General features: G+C 41.8%; 16 protein-coding genes. 3 read left to right on the top strand and 13 right to left on the bottom strand.

Features of this window, described 5'->3' with window-relative positions; all coding sequences use genetic code 11:
- Nucleotides 1–12: 12 nt before the first annotated feature.
- From addA to P8P68_RS02340, 4 genes are all read right to left on the bottom strand, one after another.
- Nucleotides 13–3666: a helicase-exonuclease AddAB subunit AddA gene (gene addA / locus P8P68_RS02355; protein ID WP_278276086.1), complete on the bottom strand. Its 3654-nt coding sequence runs from the start codon at nt 3664–3666 to the stop codon at nt 13–15.
- Complete coding sequence (gene rexB / locus P8P68_RS02350) at nt 3663–6938, bottom strand: ATP-dependent nuclease subunit B (RefSeq protein WP_278276085.1); 3276 nt, start codon at nt 6936–6938, stop codon at nt 3663–3665. Before rexB ends, addA begins: the two co-directional genes overlap by 4 nt.
- A gap of 106 nt (nt 6939–7044) precedes the next feature.
- A complete protein-coding gene (locus P8P68_RS02345) occupies nt 7045–7464 on the bottom strand; it encodes an EVE domain-containing protein (RefSeq protein WP_278276293.1) in 420 nt (139 codons plus the stop codon).
- Nucleotides 7457–7918, bottom strand: a complete 462-nt coding sequence (locus P8P68_RS02340; protein ID WP_278276084.1) for a MarR family transcriptional regulator — start codon at nt 7916–7918, stop codon at nt 7457–7459. Before P8P68_RS02340 ends, P8P68_RS02345 begins: the two co-directional genes overlap by 8 nt.
- Before the next feature lie 146 nt (nt 7919–8064).
- Here P8P68_RS02340 and P8P68_RS02335 point away from each other — a divergent pair, with 146 nt between their 5' ends.
- From P8P68_RS02335 to P8P68_RS02325, 3 genes are all read left to right on the top strand, one after another.
- The gene (locus P8P68_RS02335; RefSeq protein ID WP_278276082.1) at nt 8065–8874 is read left to right on the top strand and encodes a Cof-type HAD-IIB family hydrolase; all 810 of its coding nucleotides are present in this window, start codon (nt 8065–8067) and stop codon (nt 8872–8874) included.
- A gap of 142 nt (nt 8875–9016) precedes the next feature.
- Nucleotides 9017–9925, top strand: coding sequence for an ATP-binding cassette domain-containing protein (locus P8P68_RS02330; protein ID WP_278276081.1), 909 nt, complete (start codon nt 9017–9019; stop codon nt 9923–9925).
- A 10-nt stretch (nt 9926–9935) separates the two neighbouring features.
- Nucleotides 9936–10688, top strand: a complete 753-nt coding sequence (locus P8P68_RS02325) for an ABC transporter permease (RefSeq protein ID WP_000581971.1) — start codon at nt 9936–9938, stop codon at nt 10686–10688.
- Nucleotides 10689–10726: 38 nt separating this feature from the next.
- On the opposite strand, the gene P8P68_RS02320 is transcribed toward P8P68_RS02325, so the two are convergent.
- The 9 genes from P8P68_RS02320 to P8P68_RS02280 form a co-directional block, all read right to left on the bottom strand.
- The gene (locus tag P8P68_RS02320; protein ID WP_278276080.1) at nt 10727–11605 is read right to left on the bottom strand and encodes a HAMP domain-containing sensor histidine kinase; all 879 of its coding nucleotides are present in this window, start codon (nt 11603–11605) and stop codon (nt 10727–10729) included.
- Nucleotides 11605–12303: a response regulator transcription factor gene (locus P8P68_RS02315; protein ID WP_278276079.1), complete on the bottom strand. Its 699-nt coding sequence runs from the start codon at nt 12301–12303 to the stop codon at nt 11605–11607. Before P8P68_RS02315 ends, P8P68_RS02320 begins: the two co-directional genes overlap by 1 nt.
- Before the next feature lie 106 nt (nt 12304–12409).
- Entirely contained in the window at nt 12410–13147 is a 738-nt protein-coding gene (locus P8P68_RS02310) for a TraX family protein (RefSeq protein WP_278276078.1), read from the bottom strand.
- Nucleotides 13148–13291: 144 nt separating this feature from the next.
- Nucleotides 13292–14167, bottom strand: a complete 876-nt coding sequence (gene aguB, locus P8P68_RS02305; RefSeq protein ID WP_084854250.1) for an N-carbamoylputrescine amidase — start codon at nt 14165–14167, stop codon at nt 13292–13294.
- Nucleotides 14168–14176: 9 nt separating this feature from the next.
- Entirely contained in the window at nt 14177–15262 is a 1086-nt protein-coding gene (gene aguA, locus P8P68_RS02300; RefSeq protein WP_278276077.1) for an agmatine deiminase, read from the bottom strand.
- Nucleotides 15259–16386, bottom strand: coding sequence for a carboxynorspermidine decarboxylase (nspC, locus tag P8P68_RS02295; protein WP_049478256.1), 1128 nt, complete (start codon nt 16384–16386; stop codon nt 15259–15261). Before nspC ends, aguA begins: the two co-directional genes overlap by 4 nt.
- A complete protein-coding gene (locus P8P68_RS02290) occupies nt 16386–17645 on the bottom strand; it encodes a saccharopine dehydrogenase family protein (protein ID WP_049478257.1) in 1260 nt (419 codons plus the stop codon). The genes nspC and P8P68_RS02290 overlap by 1 nt, the downstream gene beginning before the upstream one ends.
- Nucleotides 17642–18502 (bottom strand): polyamine aminopropyltransferase, encoded by an 861-nt coding sequence (gene speE / locus P8P68_RS02285; protein WP_000366713.1) that lies wholly within the window; start codon nt 18500–18502, stop codon nt 17642–17644. The genes P8P68_RS02290 and speE overlap by 4 nt, the downstream gene beginning before the upstream one ends.
- Nucleotides 18503–19963 (bottom strand): aminotransferase class I/II-fold pyridoxal phosphate-dependent enzyme, encoded by a 1461-nt coding sequence (locus P8P68_RS02280; RefSeq protein WP_000732147.1) that lies wholly within the window; start codon nt 19961–19963, stop codon nt 18503–18505. It lies immediately after the preceding gene.
- Between the last annotated feature and the right edge of the window lie 52 nt (nt 19964–20015).

Genomic DNA, 20015 nt, shown 5'->3' with positions numbered 1-20015 from the left:
CTCCTTTCTAGGTTATACTTTTACAACTTGAACCTCGTCTTTGCCGAGCAAAATCAAGTATTTTTTTATGTTTTCAATCGAATAGGTTCTAGATAAAGCCTCTCCGTATAAGGCTAACTGACCACGATAGCGGTCTATGAGTTGACTTGGCTCATCGTAGCGGTCTGTCTTGTAGTCGAAAAGAACGATACGATTCTCATAAAGTAGATAGCCATCCAAGATCCCACGAACAACGAAGTCTTCCTGACTCTTTTGGTCTCGTTTAAGCATGGAGAAAGGTTGCTCGCGGTAGAGATGGTCGGTATTAGCGAGAATTTCCTGACCAAGTGCTGTATCAAAGAATGCGAGAATTTTAGAAAGATTGATCCTGTCTCTGACTGCTGGACTAGTCTGAACTTGTTTGAGAGTTTCTGTCAGGCTAGTAAGTGTTGGTTGCTGACTAAGGTCCATTCTCTGCATGAGTTCGTGAGTGGCACTACCAATCTCAGCTCCTGTTACCTTTTCTTTAGTTGAGAAATCTGGTAAATCAAAGCTGATTTTCTTCTCAGTTGATTGAGTTTGACTAGCAATTTGAACACCCTCCATATCCATAACGGGTTCGTAGAATTTCTTGATTTGACTTGGGGTTTGAACACTTGGTAGTTCAATGGCTGCGCGGTGAAGAGTATTATAAACTTCCACCTCTTTCAGCATTTCCAGAGCTTCTTTGATGGTTTCTGACTGGCGGTTGCTTGCTTGAGAGCTATCTTGGAGAGGGCTCTTGTTTTCCAATTCTCCGATAGCTTCTCTGGTCAGCTGGTCTTCACCAACAAAACGATAGCTAAAGTTGAGATTGTCCTTGGCAAATACTTTGCTGATAGCCCAGACCCAATCTTGGAAATTTCTTGCTTGCAGTCTGGTATTGCTATCTAATTTTCCATTGTTTGCTGCTGGGTATTCCTTGGCTTCTAGCTTTTCGCGAGAGCCCTTGCCAACAAGATAGAGCTTTTTCTCAGCCCTTGTCATGGCAACATACAGCAGACGCATCTGCTCTGAATAGCTAGCCAGTTGCAGTTCTTTCTCATTCTGCGTATAGGTCAGGCTAGGAATGGAGAGTTTGATGGTTTTAGGATAGTGTGCTTCCACTGCTCCTGTTTCCACCTTGGCAATGTATTTGACACCAAGCCCATTTTGACGATTGAGAATAACTTCTGACATCGAGTCTTGCTTGTTGAAGTCCTGATCCATGTTGAGGATAAAGACGTAAGGAAATTCCAATCCTTTGCTCTTGTGAATGGTCATAAGTTCCACGGCATCTTTAGGCGGTGCGACGGCTACGCTTGCGAGATCGTGCTGGGCTTCTAGGACTTGGTCAATCATACGTATAAAACGCGACAAGCCCTTGAAATTACTCTTTTCAAACTGGTCAGCACGTAGCGCTAGGGCATAGAGATTGGCCTGTCTAGCAGGTCCGTTCGGCAAAGCCCCAACATAGTCATAATAAAAACGGTCGTTGTAAATCTTCCAAATCAAGTCATAGAGAGAGTGAGTTTTGGTATATAAGCGCCAAGAATCCAAAATATCCATGAATTGATTTAGTTTTTCAGCTAGAGCTGTATGAATTAACTCTTTCTGGTTTGTTACCAGTTTTTGAGCATTGACCAGTTTCTCATAGAGATTTTCTTGGACCTTATCTTCTACTTTCTGAAGGGACAAGCGTGCCAACTCGTCCTCGTCAAAACTAAACATAGGAGACTTCATCAGAGCAACCAAGGCATAGTCTTGCAGGGGATTGTGAATGACACGCAGTGTGTCCAGCATAACTTGTACTTCTAGGGATTGGAGGTAATTATTTTGTTCTCCGTCTGTTTTTACAGGAATTCCATACTCTGAAAGAGCGAGGAGTATCTGGTCATTACGACTGCGACTGGAAGTCAAAAGAGCAATTTCCTTAAAGGCTACACCATTTTCTTGATGGAGCTTTAGGATTTCCTTGATGACTAGGCGCATTTCACCTGTTAGTTTTGTTTCTACTTGGCTCTCTTCGTCCTCTTGCTCACTGTCGTCCTTGTCGTAGAGGAGAAATTCTGCCTTGTTGTCTGGATTAGGAGTCAGTTTGGTATTGGCAAAAACAAGCTGGTGCATGCTATCGTAGTTGATTTCTCCGACTTCTTGGTCCATAAGGCGTGCAAAAACATCATTGGTTGCTGACAGAACTTCTGAACTACTACGGAAATTTTCCTTGAGGAGAATCAACTTGCCTTCTTGGGGATTTTGCGCATAGCGTTGGAATTTTTCATTGAAGATCTGAGGATCTGCCTGACGGAACCGGTAGATGGACTGCTTGATATCTCCCACCATAAAGCGATTGTGACCATTCGACAGCAATTCCAGCATTCGTTCTTGAATGTGGTTGGTATCCTGATACTCATCGACCATGACTTCATGGAATCGTTCCTGATAAGCCTCGCGGACTTGTGGGAAATTCTCTAAAACCTCAATGGTGTAATGACTGATATCAGCAAATTCAAAGGCATTTTCCTGGCGTTTACGTTCACGATAAGCATTCACAAAATCACTCATAAAGTTTTGGAAGGTTTTAGCTAGATCCCAAGTATCTTCATGATAATGTTCTTGGTAGTCGAGAATCGTTATCTGGTCCGCCAGTTGTCCTAGTTTAGCAAACTGGACCTTTCTCTCATCGTTATAGGCATCAGCCAGTGGTTTCAAATCGGCCTTACGACTGGAGTTAGCCAGAGCTCGACCATTTTTTTCCTTAGAGATGGCGACAATACGCGCAAGCACAGCTTGATAAGCCTGGCTATCGGACTCTTGATTTAAGGAGCTAATTTCATCCAAAACCTGTTGAACAGCTTCTAAATAGGCAGCTTTTGGAAACTCCTTGGCATCGTTATCCAGATGATAACGGAAGTAACTTTCCAAGTCCCAAAGCGCCTGCTTAATTTGCTCAGTTAGTTTCTCTTTCTCTTTTGCAAAGTCAGCTTCTTCAAACCCTTTGAGAAAAGACTCGTTCAGCCATTTTTGGGGACTGCTGGTGGATTGTAAAAAGTCATAGATTTTGTAGACTTGTTGGCGCAGACCTCGTTCATCCTTGCCACGCCCTGCAAAGTTCTTCACCAAACTACTAAATTTCTCTTTATTCTCACCTTGATAATGCTCTTCAAAAACTTGATGAAAAACTTCGTTCTTTAAGAGTAACTGTTCACTTTCATTTTGCAGAATACGGAAGTTCGGTGCGATATCAATCAGATAGCCATGTTTGCCAAGGAATTTTTGTGTGAAAGAGTCCATGGTTCCAATGGCAGCGTTTGGTAGATCTGCCAATTGACGTCCCAAGTGTTGTTTGAGATCAACATCATCGGTTTCTTGGATTTGTTGGCTGATTTTTTTCTCCAAGCGCTCTTTGAGTTCAGTAGCAGCCTTGACGGTAAAGGTCGAGATAAAGAGTTGGCTGATTTCCACGCCACGTGCTAATTGGTCCAGAATACGCTCTGCCATAACAAAGGTCTTCCCTGAACCAGCAGACGCTGAAACAAGGATATTTTGCCCTGCGGTATAAATGGCTTCGATTTGCTCGGCTGTTTTCTTTTGTTCCTTGTTCGAACTCGCTTCTGCTTCTTGCAATTTTTGAATCTCTTCCTCAGTTAAAAAGGAAATGGGCTTCATCGATTCAACTCCTCTCTCATTTTCTCAAACCAAGCTTGCTTGAGCTTTTCTCCAACCAGACGCTTGCCATCAGCTAAGTCCAACTTCTCTAGGAAACGTGCTTGTCCTAAGTGATAATTGGCTTCAAATCCAGTGATGGCTTGGTGTTGCTGAACGTACGGGGCAATACTTCTGCCATTCTCTGTGTATGGATTGATGGCAAACTGGCCTTGTAAAATCTTCTCAGCTGCCTTTTTGTACAGATGGGCATTGTAATCCAGTAAGAGCTGGAATTCCTCGTCTGTCAGCTGATTAGCCTTGTTTTTGTTATAAAACTCTCCCAAGTGACTGCTTTCTTTCTCTAAAAAGAGTCCCTGGTATTTCATAGACTTGCTGACTTCTGCTACTGCTCCTGCCAGACTTTTAACAGCTAATAAAGATTGGACAGGCTCAGCCATTTCCAAGTACATGGCACCGAAAAAGTTCTGCTCCCCTTCTCTTTTTAGGGCAGCAAGATAGGTAGGCAGTTGGGAATTAAGCCCATTAAAGAAATGAGGAAACTGGAATTGGGTCAAACTAGACTTATAGTCCACCACTCCTAGCGCTCCATCAGCTTTCAGGCGGTCAATGCGATCAACCTTGCCTCGCACATGGACACTCCGACCATTATCCAATTGAATAAAGGCTTGATCTTTACCACCAAATGTTGCTTCCTCTTGGATGGTTTCAATGGCTGGATTATGACGAAGGATGTGGCCCGTAGTTCGCGCAACATCAAGTAGAATTTCCTTTGTAAACTGGGCTTCCAAACTTTCCTGATAAATAGCCTCAAATTCGCGTTCTTGGCTGGTTTCCTTAATGGCTTGTTCCAAACGCTTATCAAAGGAATCTTCATCAGGCAGTTTCAAGGCCCGTTCAAAAATACGATGCAAGAAATTCCCATGACTGCGAGCATCAGGACGTAGGCGCAATTCTTCCTGCAAACCTAAGACATAACGGAGGAAATAACTGTATTCATTGCGGTAAAACTCCGTCAAACCAGACGTAGAAAGGTAAAACTCCTTGTCAGCGGGATAGAGAGCCTGCAAGGTCTCTTTCTCTAATGGCTTGCTGCTTGGACTGGTTGGGAGTGCTGGATTTGTAAGACCTTTTTGATCTAGTTTTTTCCCCATGACACGAGCCAAAACCTTGACAAAGGTGACATCTTGCTCATTTTCACTTGAACCTGCCTGCTGATGATAGGCAACCAGGCTAGAGAGGAGACTATGATATGACCCCATATCATCCTTAGACAGACCTTTGTGATGAATCTTCTTCTCTATCCGGCTAAATCCAAAATGGACTAGCTCTTGAAGATAGGCCGATTCCTTACTCTCATTTTCATTGAGAAGACTTGGAGCTGATAACACCAACTGCTTGCGGGCAGCATTAACTAAGGAAAGCATAGTATAGCGATTTTTCTTGAGGTTTTCACTACTTGCAATCAGTAATTGCGCTCCCTCTTCAGTCGCTTGGTTTAGGCTTTGTCTTTCTTCGTCTGTTAACAGGCTGGTGTTTTGCGCAATTTTTGGTAAATGATCCTGAGTCAGACCAATGGCATAGACAAAATCAGCCGTTAAGGGCGCAATCAAATCGTAACTCTGCACCAGAACGGTGTCAACAGTTGCTGGAATGGTGCGATACTGGGACAAGCTCATTCCAGAATGGAGCAAGGCTAGGAAATCCTCTAGACTAACCTGTGTACCAGCGAAAACGGTCGCAAATTGTTCTAAAACATGGCAGAAAGCCTTCCAAACTTCGGCTTGTCTTTCCTGTTCTAGAGTTTCCATAGTAGCTGTCAATCCTTGCATCTGCTTGCTTAAAGTAGCATTTTTTAGAAAAGTATTCCACTTTTGCAAGAGATTTTCAGTCTTTTGCTTCCGACTCGCAAATAAGGTTTCAAGTGGCGCCAAAACTCGCAGACGAAGAGCATTTAGACGCTCTAAATCAAATTTTCCATGATGGGATTTTGTAAAGGTCTGCTGAAAAGCTGGCATGCCATTGATGCCAAGATAGCGGAGATATTGCTCAAAAGCATCAATATCAGCCTGGCTAAGGTCAGAATACAGACCAGTTCTGAGGAGATTAATCAAATCCTCCTGACGGAAACGGTAACGTTTCAAACGCAAAATAGATTCGACATACTGAGTCAAGGGATGATGAGCCATGGATTCACTTCTACCAAGATAGAAAGGAATCTGGTACTGGTCAAAAATAGTTTTCAGTGATAGCTGGTAAGATGCCACATCACCTAAGAGAATGCGAAAATTCTTGTAACTCAGTTCTGGATGGTCATGTAATTTCTGACGAATAGCGCGAGCCACCAGCTCCAACTCCTCTTTTTGCGTCAAACAAGACCAGATTTGCAGGTTTTCACTGTCCTTCTCATCTACATCTAAAGCAAGTTCTGAAAAATCATAAGAAGACTCCAGCAAACGAGATGCCTTGTCAAAACTATCTATTTTCTCATGAGTCTGAGAACGATCCTGAGCAGGTGTTTGGTATTTTGCCCCCAAATGATGAAGAAATTCCACACTGGCTTGGTAGAGATTCCCTTCTGTGAACGGACTGCTATAAGCCTTCTTGCTTGCATAAGCCCCAATAACAATCTCGGCACCTTTACGATGGAGCAGATCCACCACATACTCCTCCTCAGCTGAAAAACGGGTAAATCCATCAATAACCAAGGCCAGCTTATTAAAATCACTACTTACCTTATCATTCTCAATAGCCTCAATCAAATGGGATAACTGACTTCCCTGAGCCAACTGACCTTGATTAAGATAGGCTGTTACTTGCTCAAAAATCAAGAGTAAATCTGCTCGTTTATCCTCATCCGTCAAACTTTTCAAGTCTAAAAAATTCATCTGAGCAGTTGTCATCTCATGATAAAGTTCAACCAACTGCTGGATAAATTGAGGATCTTGTTTAATTGCACCATAAACACGCAAGTCCTTGGGATCGAGTTCCGCAAGGCACTTATAAAAGGCCATCCCAAGGCCGATGTCATCAAGACTAGTTTTAGTCGGCAAGTCATTTAAAACCAGGTAACGAGCCATTTGAGCAAAGCGCGTGACGGTAATAGCAAAAGAAGCCTGCTGGGACAAGCATTCCAGCACGGCACGTTCCTTTTCAAAAGAAAGAGAGTTGGGAGCAATGTAGAAAACCCGCTTACCAGCAGCAACCAGCTCTTCCGCCTCTCTAGTCAAGATTTCTGTCAAAGAAGTCCGAATATCAGTATAAAGTAATTTCATCTCTGCCTCGTTTGGTTTATCAAAGTTTCTTACTCTATTATAGCAAAGTTCGCTTCACAGTCCAAATCCAAAATTCTAGTTGACAATCATTTAACTAGCAAATCAATCATCCTTCATCATCCACTTTCATATGCTGAAAGATATAGAGGAAAAAGTCTTTGGAAACTTCAAAATGTCCATAACGAAGTCGAGAAGTATAGTCTCTCCATTCAGGATGCTGTCTGGCTATTTCTATGGAGCAATCTTTGACTGGTTGATAATACTCGACATTTCGTCTAAAGGGAAAGAATCCTTCGAACTGCTCTACTTGATAGGCTTTGTCATCTATAATTTTACCTACGGCTACAAAAGCCTGTAACTTATCTTGACCATTTATATCGTATTTGGGGCTATAGTATAAAAGATAGTCACCTTTTTTCATACGATTTAAGGGGCCTCCCTTTCCATGACAGACCTGACAAGAATTCCCTTCAACTCCTCTTAAAACATGGTTCTTCGAAACAACACCAACCCAATATCTAGGTATTTTTATCCTCCAGTTCTACTAACATGCGATTAAAACTTTCTCTATCGTTAGAAAGTTTTTCAAAAAAATCTTCATCAACCCCTTCTACTAAGGGTAAAGCTAGATTGACCTTCTCTGCACCAAACTTCGTCACTGAGACCAGTTTTGCTCGACTATCCTTTGGGTGTTGATCACGTTTAATGTAGTCTTTCTTCTCTAATAGTCTAACAATCTGGGAAACCGTCATGACATCCATACCAGTGAACCTAGCGATATCAACTTGCGTTACATATTCCTCTCTATTAGACAGAAACAAAAGCGAAGTCAAAACGATAAATTGAGGCAAAGTGAGTCCAACTGATTTCAAGACTCTTTTTAAGTTGCTTTCCCACTTGTTGTAGACTTTGATGAACAGAAGACCTGTAGACTCTGTTTCATCATTTTTGTAAATTGAATTAAAGTGATACTTTGACATTTTTTCTCCTAAAATATTAAGTATACATATTATATAAGAATTTATTTTGTTTTTCAAGAAAAGGAAAGTCAAATGTTACAATTCTGTCAGACATTTTATAGTCTATATGCTATAATAAAAGCAAAACACCTAGAAAAGGAAGTCTTATGATTAAACTACTTGCCTTGGATATGGACGGAACCCTCCTTAACGAAGCCAAGGAAATCCCGCAAGCCCACATCACTGCCATTCACCGAGCCATTGAAAAAGGTGTCAAACTGGTTCTCTGTACAGGTCGCCCGCTTTTCGGTGTCCTTCCCTACTATAAAAAACTAGGACTGGACCTTCAGAATGAGTATGTCATTGTCAATAATGGTTGTTCAACCCACCAGACCAGTGACTGGGGGCTAGTTGACTGGCAAGAACTCAGTCCAGCTGACATCGAATACCTCTATGACCTAGCAGAAAAAAGCGACGTCCAGTTGACCCTTTTTGATGAGGAACATTATTTTGTACTCGGTGGCAAGCCTAATCAAATCGTTCAAAATGATGCCAAGCTAGTCTTTTCAGACCTGACTGAAATCTCTCTTGAAGAAGCGACTAGTGGCAAGTATCGTATGTTCCAAGGCATGTTTTTGGGCAACGAAGAACAAACAGACGATTTTGAGCAGCGGTTTGCTGAGGAGCTCTGCCAACGATTTAGCGGCGTTCGTTCGCAGCCTGTCATTTATGAAGCCATGCCACTTGGAACAACAAAGGCTACTGCTCTTTCTCGACTAGCAGCGATTTTGAAGATCGAGCCCTCAGAAATTATGGCCATGGGCGATGCCAATAACGATATCGAAATGCTTCAGTTTGCAGGACTTGGCATTGCAATGGGAAATGCCAGCGACCATGTCAAATCCTTAGCCAATGACGTTACAGCCAGCAATGAAGAAGAAGGCGTTGCACGTGCCATTGAGAAGTATATCTTATAGTAAAAAAGCCCAGTTCAATGTCAACTGGGTTTTGTTTTTTTAAGAATCACAAAACTTTAGAAACTCTTTAGAATTACTTGAGCTTTCTTTGATTTCTATACCTTATACTAAAGTTAGAAAAATAAATCAAAAGGAGAAAATCATGAAAACAGTACTCGAAATTCATGGACTGACCAAACAATTCGGACAACAAGCTATTCTTCAAGATCTTAGTCTAACCATAAAAGAGGGAGATATTTATGGTCTAATTGGAAAAAATGGAGCTGGTAAAACCACCTTGATAAAAATCATCACACAACTACTGTTTGCGGATAAAGGAACTATTTCCCTCTTTTCTAGCCAAGAACAAAATGAGTGGACCAAGGGCTTATCTCGAGTAGGTTCAGTTATCGAATCACCTGTAGCTCATAATCACTTAACAGCCTATCAAAATCTGAAATATTATTGTATGATCCGCCATATTCCAAATGCTGATAAAGTTATTCAAGAAACACTAGATTATGTAGGTTTGTCTGATACAGGTAAGAAAGTCTTTCGTGATTTCTCGCTAGGAATGAAACAAAGACTTGGTATCGCTATTGCTCTTCTGTCCAAACCCGACTTCCTTATTCTTGATGAACCTATTAATGGTCTCGACCCAATTGGAATCAAAGAATTTCGTCTCATGATCCAGCGGCTAAATCAAGAAAAAGGCATAACCATCCTCATCTCTAGCCATATCTTGTCAGAACTCTATCTCTTAGCTAATCGCTTTGGTATTCTGGATCAAGGTAAGATTATCCGTGAAATCAGTAAAGCTGAGTTTGAAACACTGAGCGAGGATTATATTGTGCTTAAAACAAGCGACAAGGAAAGAGCTTGTCAGGTATTGAAAGAACAAATCCAGCTCCAGTTTAAGGTTGTAAACCCTGAAAAGGAAATCCATATCTTTGGTAATGAACAAGATGTCAAACAGATTCTTAAGCAACTAACTTTGTCCGATGTTGCTATTGATGAGATTTACTTTGCCCGTCAAAACCTAGAAGAATACTTCACCCAATTGGTAGAATAGGAGAAAAATCATGATACATACCATTCAAGCAGATTTTTACCGTCTTTTCCGCTCAAAAGGATTCTGGATTACAGAATTCATTCTCTTTGTACTTATGTTACTGGGTGCTACTATTGGAGCTACAGGGCATCTAATGTCAGTTCAGGCAGCACCACCTGAGCTTCCTACCCATGGTTGGAATGGGATAGAAGCTCTAATCAACGCGTCAAATAACGGCTCAAACCTCGTTTTCCTCTGTATTATTCTAGTGTGTTTAGTTCTTGGGGTCGATTTAATCGGCAAGCTTTATAAAAATAGTTTGACAGTTGGCGTTTCTCGTACAGAATTTTTCCTTGCTAAATTCTTTGTACTAGCAAGTATCGCTCTCTTACAACTCATCACCAGTCTTGTGATTGCCTTTATTCCCGCGACTCTACTAAACGGACTTGGTACAATGCCTGATGGTTTTGTTACTAATCTCCTCTTGACGATTTCCCTTCAATTTCTATGCCTACTCGCTTGGCTTTCGATTGTCTCCTTTATTCTCTACCTAACTCATTCTTATCTTGCCGTATTTATTGGTTATCTGATTAGCTCTATTGTCGTTTCTATTCCAATTCTTGTTTTCCCAGACATTGAAATTCTTCGATATTTAATTCTAGATTTTGCCTATGCTATGACTACTAATAGTCAAGCTATTCTCTATACCATCACGGTTTGCGTAACAGTCATACTTTTCTTCTCTTTCAGTGGACTGATTATTTTCAAGAAGAAAAGCTTATAAAAAGGACCTCCTCTAGGATATAGAGGAGGTTTCTTCTGTTAAAGATAAATAAAGACTGAAAACCATTCTCCATCAGTGGCTAGCTTCATTTCCGCTCCAAGAAGATGAACCAATTCCTCAGTAATATAGAGACCTAAACCAGAGGATTCTTCGGTATCTGACATATTTTCAGAATAAAAACGATTGCTGAGATTGTCTATATTCTTGATAGATTTTTTGACTAGGTTATCAATTTTCAAAACAAGGCTATTGTCTTCCTTTTTCAAAGAAAGTCGAGCCTTCTCCTTGCCGTGCTTGAGAACATTTCCAAGAAGGTTTTGTATAATTCGATCAAGCAAGTCCTCATCAGTCGTCGTTTTCAATCCTGGTTCAACGTTAAAATCAAGAACAATCTGTGATGATTGAAAAACGTCGTAATAAGCTAAAGTCTTTTTCGTTATAAAAGTAGATAAATCAAGTTCTTCCAGTTTTGGTTTGACTGCTCCTTCCATCAAATGACGGTATTCGAGGAGAGCCTCCAAACGTTTGGAAACCAAATCCTGATGATGAACTATTTTTTTTAAGGTTTCTGCACTATTATCGGGATGTTTTATTAGTTGCTGAGTATATCCTGAAGCGATTGTCAAAGGTGTCCGAATATCATGAGCGATATTACTGATCGCCATATCTAGAGTGTGTTTTTCACGCTTCATGATTAGCTGGTTTTGCTCCACTTCTTGAAATAGATTCTCAATTTGGTTATGTAGACGCAAAATGGTCTTTGAAAAGAAATTTACACCGATCCTCTTCATGCTACCAGAGCGAATCTTTTCTTCGATTTGTCTGCTTAAATCTCTAATTGCTATATGATAGCGAATCAAAGAAATCGCCAAAATGATGTTAATGAGGAGCAATATAGATATCAAAATGTAAATCATTACTTATCTCCTTTTAATCGAACACCAACTCCCCAAATGGTTTCGATGTACTCGTGATTTGGATCCAGTTGATGCAGTTTTTTACGGAGATTGCTTAGATGGGTGTTGAGCGTATTGTCTCCAGGCAGGTAACTTTCTTCCCAAATTAATTCATAGAGTTCTTCCTTGGTGAAGATCTTTTTAGGATGCTGGAGCAACATTTGGAGAATCTGGCACTCTTTCTTTGCAAGGCGAATGGTTTCAGTTGTGCTACTTATTTCAAAACTATCCGCATCGAACTGGATATTTTTAAAGTTTTGTACGAGATTATCAATTTCTCTTCGATCTTCTGACTGATGTTCACCACTTTGGCGTAATTGCACAGTGACTCTGGCAAAGACTTCGTCCAAATCAAAAGGTTTTACTATATAATCATTGGCACCATCTAAGAGATATTGGCTGATAAGCTTTTTATCACTCAAAGCAGTAAGCATGATGACCGGAGTCTGACTAGTTTGTCGAATAGCTTGCAAGACTTGGTCGCCATTTTTCCCAGGGAGCATGATATCTAGCAAAACGAGATCAATGCCACCTTTATCAAATTGCATGATACCTTCTGTGCCAGAAAATGCTTGAAGAACCTCGTGTTCCTCTGCAAGAAGGGTTCTTAAAATTTCCTGGATTTCATTATTATCTTCAATTACAAGAATGCTCGCCATAAACCTCGTCCTTTCTAAAACTATTATAACATGTTTTGTTAGGAATTCCAGATACAGAAAAGCTCCTCTCACATTTTAAGCAGGAAGGAGCTAATGAATGTTGAATCTATTTAACCAAATAAGCAATCAAGGTTATGATCCATAGATGAGCTGGGTAGAAAATATAAAAGAAATATTTACTCCAACTTGTTTCTTTTCCTCGCTGTCCATTATACAAGGCCATAAAAGGAAAGACGGTGACAAAGAGCCAGTCAGAATTGTAAAGCATCATTTCTAGTGTTTGGTGCCAAGTGTCGTAAATTTGGATGGAAGTCACTAACAAGAAGGCCCACAGAAAGGCATATAGGAGATTTCGCAAGCCCTTGCGATTTCGGCAAGAGTAACTAATCAAGAGAAATGGTAGCATGGTGATACCACCCTCAGTAAAAAGACAACCGAAAATCAAGAGACCTGCAACCCCAATCCGACGCCACAACTTCTCTTTTTTATCCAGCGCTTTGCTGGGAAAACCAAGCCAAAGCATGGTGACACCGATGGCCAAAGTAAAGAAAATATTATTATTGACCATTACTCCTTTGGTTGCAAATAGGGCATTGAGAAGGCTATTTCCAGCAAACATGATCAGCGCCCAAGACCAGAGACGGATGAGGTAGTTTTTCAAGTTTCGAGTATAGATAAAACCTTCCATAGCTATATAGGCAAACCAAACTCCCACACAACGGGTCAAGGCGTGAAAGATACCTTCCCACAAAGGAGAAACGATTCCGGTGATATGAGGGATATGGTCCAGAACCATTACTGCCGCCATCAGATACTTCAACTGCGTTGCATTCCATTTTTTCATAATAAACCTCTTTCTTTTTAATCTACATAGAGTATAGCATACATTTCCGCGTATAATCGTACACCTATCTTACATTTAAAAAGCCTATCTTACATTTTTGTAAGACAGGTGTGAATATCAAAAGTTTATTATGAAAGTTACCTTCTAGTTCGTAATTCGTTGGTACATTTCGGGTCTCCTATCACGAAACAGTCCCCAGTTGAGGCGTTCACTTGCTCCCTTATCCAGGTCATAAGTGGCTAACAGAACAGCTTCACCTTGTCTTTCAGCTTTCTCTAAAATAGCTCCTGTTTCATCCGTCATAAAGGAGGAACCGTAGAAGTCAAGACTGGAACTTTGTCCACCATTTTCCTCACTAGGAGTGACTTCTTCCAAACCGTAACGATTGGCTGCAATAACTGGGACAATATTTGCTGCTGCGTGCCCTTGCATGGTACGTTGCCAGTGACCACAACTATCCGTATCTAAGATAGGCTCTGAACCGATAGCGGTTGGGTAAAAGAGCAATTCTGCCCCATTCAACGCAAGACAGCGCGCTGTTTCAGGGAACCATTGATCCCAACAGATGCCAATCCCAATCTTAGCGTAGCGAGTATCCCAGACCTTGAAACCAGTGTTACCAGGCGTAAAATAAAACTTTTCTTGATAATAATGGTCATCTGGTATGTGGGTCTTTCGATAAACGCCCAGCATGTCTCCATCTGCATCAATAACGGCAATAGAGTTATACAAGACATTGCCATCTTTTTCGTAGAAACTAATCGGCAGAACAACCTGTAGTTCCTTAGCAATCACTTTAAAATGCTGGATGGCGGTATTTTCTGTCACTGACTGAGCATATTGGTAGTAGTCATACTGGCGTTCCTGACAGAAATAGGGGCGTTCAAACAACTCGGGTAAGAGGATGATTTGTGCGCCTTGTTCCGTAGCTTGACGTACTAGACGTTCCGCTGTTTGGATATTTGTTGCTACATCCTTAGCACATTGCATCTGGATTGCTGCAACTCTAACATTTCTCATCTTTTTCTCCTATTCTGGGATTTGTTGGGTGATACAGTGGATATTGCCACCACCTAATAGAATATCTCTGGCTGGAATTCCGACAACTTTACGGTCTGGGAAACACTTGCTGAGGATATCTAGGGCCACTTGGTCGTTTACATCCTCAAACTGGGGCACTAAGACAGACTTGTTGGCAATATAAAAATTGACATAGGAAGCTGCAAGACGTTCACCTGCATAACGCTCTTCTTCCCCTTCTTCATAGATGTAGCCTGGCAAATCATCTTCGGTTACAACTTGATGAAGCGCTGGGATTGGCAATTTATGAATAGTGAATGGACGACCTTTTGCATCCGTTTCCTTCTCTAAAAGAGCTAAATCAGCTACAGACATAGCATACTGGGGATCGTTCTGGTCATCTGTCCAAGCCAAGACAAGTTCTGCAGGACCAACGAAAGCGGCAACATTGTCAACGTGTTCATTGGTTTCGTCCTGATAAATACCATAAGGCAGCCAGATAACTTTTTCAGCGCCAAGGCTCTCTAATAAGGTGTTTTCGATTTCCTCTTTACTGAGATGAGGATTGCGACCAGCGCTTAGTAGGCAACTTTCAGTCACAAGAATGGTCCCTTGACCATCGCTTTGGATTGCCCCGCCTTCCAGTACAAAAGGTTTGGCATCGTAAACAGGCATTTCCAATGCCTCAGCAAAACGACTGGCTACTTGGTCATCATCTTCATAATCTTGGTAGAGGCCATCGACTGTACCACCCCAGGCATTAAAAGACCAATCGACTGCCAACTTTTCTCTTTTTTCATTGACGAGAATGGTTGGCCCAGTATCACGCGCCCAGGCATCATTAGTAGGAATATCTAAATAAACAACCTTGTCTCCAAGATAGGATTGAGCTTCAGATAGATGGTCCTGCTCCACCAAAAGATAGACTCTTTCCACTTCTGCTATGGTCTTGATAATCTGAGTAAATGCTCTTTTAGCAGCCTTTCCTTGAAAAGGCCATGAACCTGGTCGAGTCGGCCATATCATGAGGGTGCCATGATGGGGTTCGTACTCTGCTGGCATACGATAGCCTGCTTTTTTCGGAGTTTCTATCATGATAATCTCCCTTTAAAGTCTTGATAGCCAAAGGCTTTGACTAAGCTGCAGTCACCCTGCTCGTCCATAAGATAGAGACTTGGCAAGCCAATACCGTTAAAGGTATTATTTTTGACAAAGGAGTAGATTGCCATGTCTTCAAAGTAAAGTCTATCACCGATTTGGACTGGATTTTCAAAACTATAATCACCAATCACATCACCCGTCAGACAGGTATTGGAAGAAAGTCTATAGGTATGGGCTTTTTCCTGCGGTTCAAATCCATTTCTCAAAGGTGGACGATAGGGCATTTCAAGTACATCTGGCATATGGCAGGTCGCGGAGGCATCTAAAACCAAAATATCCATACCGTTTTCGACAATGTCCAATACTTCAGTTGCTAGAGAACCCGCATTGAGCGCAATAGCTTCACCCGGCTCGATATAGACTTCAAGATTGTAAGTTTCTCGGATACGCTTGATTTCAGAAGTCAGCAAATCCACATCATAGTCTTCTCTCGTTATGTGGTGTCCTCCACCCATATTGAGCCATTTGACCTTATATAAATAAGGTCCAAACTGCGCTTCTACAGCTTTCAAAGTTGTTTCTAAATCATCTGCCCCCTGCTCACAAAGGGTATGAAAATGAAGACCATCTACTAAGTCCAGCAAATCACTCGGTATCTTGTCTAAAGTAACTCCAAACCGAGATCCCGGAGCACAAGGGTCATAGAGCGCGTGATCACCTTGGGTAGAACATTGAGGGTTGAGGCGCAAACCGACACTGATACCAGCCTCTCGGCAACGAGGACCATGTTTACGCAACTGTCTCTCTGAGTTGAAGACGATATGGTCCGTTATTTCCAGCAATTCCTCCAAGTCTGCATCCTTGAAAGCAGGTGCAAATACATGGACTTCCCCTGGAAACTCTTCTCGTGCTAGTTTAGCCTCATAGAGTCCACTAGCCGTTGTACCAGATAGATACTGGCTAATCATGGGGTAGGTTTTGTAGAGAGAATAAGCCTTCTGGGCCAGTAAAACCTTGCAGCCCGCTTCTTCCTGAACATATTGTAAAATACGGCAGTTGGCTTCTAACTTGGCCAAGTCAATGACATAAGCTGGTGTGGGTACTTGTTCTAACTTCATTAGTCCACCATTTGAGGGTTTTCAACCACAACCCAAGGCAAGCCGTACTCATTCAAAGCTTCCATAAATGGATCTGGATCCAACTCTTCAAGGTTGTAAACTCCAGGTTGTTTCCAAGTACCGTTCATAACTAATTTTGTTCCAATCATAGCTGGAACTCCAGTCGTGTAAGAAATAGCTTGGGAGCCAACCTCAGCGTAACATTCCTGATGGTCGCAAACATTGTAGATGTAGATGGTCTTTTCAACTCCGTCTTTGACACCTGTAAAGATACAACCGATATTGGTTTTTCCAACAGTGCGTGGGCCAAGGCTTGCAGGGTCTGGAAGCAAGGCTTTTAAGAATTGGATTGGCACTATTTCTTGTCCGTTGAAGTTAATAGCATCCGTACGAAGGAGACCAACGTTTTCCAAGCATTTCATATGCGTTAGATAGGATTGACCAAAAGTCATAAAGAAACGAATCCGTTTAACGCCTGGAATATTTTTTGCCAGTGATTCGATTTCTTCATGGTGAAGGAGATACATGTCTTTCTGTCCAACTTGTGGGAAATCATACTCACGTTTGATAGACATAGCTTCAACTTCGACCCATTTTCCATCTTCCCAGTAAGAACCTGGCGCAGAAACCTCGCGGAGATTGATTTCTGGGTTAAAGTTTGTTGCAAATGGATAACCGTGGTCACCACCATTACAGTCTAAAATGTCGATATAGTGGATTTCATCAAAATAGTGTTTAAGTGCGTAAGCAGAAAAGACGCTGGTCACACCTGGGTCAAAACCAGATCCAAGCAGAGCGGTCAAGCCTGCTTCTTTAAATTTTTCCTGATAAGCCCATTGCCATGAGTAGTCAAAGTAAGCTGTAAAACCAAGCTCCTTGCAGCGTTTTTCATAAATCGCACGCCATTCAGGGTCTTCTGTGTCCTCAGCTTCGTAGTTGGCTGTGTCAATATAGTGGACTCCTGTTGCTAAACAAGCGTCCATAATAGTCAAGTCTTGATATGGGAGTGCTACATTCAAAACAGCTTCTGGTTTGTAGCTTTCAATCAAGGCAATCACTTCTTGAACCTTGTCAGCATCAAGAGCAGCTGTCTCAATCTTTGTACTTGTTGTGCCTTCTAATTTAGCTTTCAAGTCATCACATTTTGACTTAGTACGACTAGCAATCATAATCTCTGTAAATGTTTCGCTATCTTGGCAAATCTTTGAAATAGCAACTTGGGCAACGCCCCCACATCCGATAACTAATAAACGACTCATTTTTTTCCTTCCTCTTCTTCTAAAATATCCTCAACATACTTAGGCAACATAAAGGCTCCCACATGTAAGTTTGCAGTATAGTATTCTGTAAAAAGCTGGCGTTTTTTCCAGCCTTCCTTGTCAAAATCTTTGACAGGGTGGTATTTTTTCGATGCAAATCCAAACAACCAATAGCCCGCTGGACTGGTTGGGATATGGGCCTGATAGACCCGGCTGATTGGAAAGGCTTGATTGACCTTGCGGTGCATGCTTCGGCAAGCTGACTCATCCTCGTCAAAAAACGGACTCCCATGCTGGTAAATCATGATACCATCTTCTTTCAAAGCTCTGTAGCTGTTCCCGTAAAATTCCTTGGTAAAAAGCCCTTCCGTATGCCCAAATGGATCTGTCGCATCGTTGATAATGATATCGTAATCATCCTCACAGTTTCGTAAAAAACGAAGCCCATTTTGGTAGTAAATGGTAACACGAGGATCATCTAGCCCTGCAGCAAAGTCTGGGAAATACTCACGACAGACTTCAACCAACATCTCATCCGGTTCCACAATATCGATTTGTTCCAGTTCAGGATAGAGTGTTAATACTTGGGCAACACCCCCGTCACCACCCCCAATAACCAATACTTTCTTTGGATTCGGATGGACAGCCATGGGTACGTGGACGGTCATTTCATTGTAAACAAAATCATCTGCATCTGAAAACAAGACATGGCCATTTAAGATCAATATCTTTCCAAAAGCTGGTGTATCTAATACCTCAATATCCTGCCACTCACTTTTTCCAGCATAGAGTTGCTTGGCTGTTCTCAGGGACAGTTTCACATCTGGAGTATGAACTTCAGAAAACCATAAATCCATCTAGTTCTCCTTTCTCTCAATGATGTTGATGTGATTGACTTCTGGATCTTCCGTCCCTTGGAGGGAGCAACCACGTTCCTTGGCGAATTGTATATAATCCACAATCTCTCGTGTAATCCGTTCACCTGGTGCTAGGATTGGTATCCCTGGAGGATAGCACATGACAAATTCCCCACAGACTTGTCCAACAGAATCATCCAAGGTTAAACTTTTTCTTTCTGAATAGAAGGCTTCTTGTGGAGACAGCACCAACTCGGGCTGGATATATTCTCCAGCAATCAAGTCCTTCCCATCTCGAGAATAGAGTCTCTTAATATCAGCCAAAGCACCGACTAAGCGCTCGATGTCTTGGATGCGGTCGCCAATGGAAATATAAGCTAAGATATTGCCAATATCACCAAACTCGATCTGAATGTCATATTCATCCCGTAAGAGATCATAAACTTCAATCCCTGTTAAACCAATCCCCTGAGTGTAGACTGATAACTTAGTCACGTCAAAATCACAAACCGAGACACCGTCTATTAACTCTTTTGAGTAGGCGTAGTAGCCACCGATGGCATTGATTTCACGACGAGCATACTCAGATAACTCAATAACTTTCTCAAAGGACTCTTTACCACGAAGGGCTAGGTTTCTACGAGAAACATCGAGACTTGCCATCAGCAGGTAAGATGCTGATGTAGACTGGGTCAGGTTGATAATCTGACGAACGTATTCAGGATTCATCTGCTCCCCGATAAGTAAAATGGAGCTTTGGGTCAGACTCCCACCAGACTTATGCATAGAGACCGCCGCCATATCAGCACCTGCATCCATAGCAGAAATTGGAAGTTTATCTGTAAAATGCAAATGCGCACCATGAGCTTCATCCACTAAAACTAGCATGCCCACTTCGTGAGCCATCTCTGTTAATCCTCTCAGATCCGAACAAATCCCATAGTAAGTAGGATTGTTGATTAGGATAGCTTTAGCATCTGGATGCTCCTTAATTGCCTGGGCAACACGGTCATTTTCAAGTCCTAATGCGATGCCGATTTTGGGATCTACACTCATCTCGATATAGATGGGAATGGCACCACATAGAACCAACGCATTGATAGCAGATTTGTGGACATTTCGTGGAAGAATAATCTTATCTCCCGCCTTGCAGGTGGAAAGAATCATGGTTTGAACTGATGAGGTTGTACCTCCAATCATGAGAAAGGCATGGGCTGCACCAAAAGCATCCGCAGCTAATTCCTCCGCATCCCGAATAATCGAAATGGGATGACCAAGATTATCCAAGGGTTTCATAGAATTGACATCAATGCCAACACATTTTTCTCCTAACAGTTCGACAAGTTCTGGATTTCCTCGTCCACGCTTGTGACCTGGCACATCAAAGGGGACAATTCTTTTCTTGCGTAGCTTGACCAAGGCCTCATAAATTGGGGCTTGGTTTTGATCTAACTTCTTCAAGACATACTCCTTTACCATATTTTTAGCACCTCAAGAAGATAAAGGCGCTAAA

Source organism: Streptococcus sp. D7B5, assembly GCF_029691405.1.
GTDB lineage: Bacteria > Bacillota > Bacilli > Lactobacillales > Streptococcaceae > Streptococcus.
Note: the sequence above shows the minus strand (reverse complement) of the source record. Positions and strands in the feature narration are given on the sequence as shown.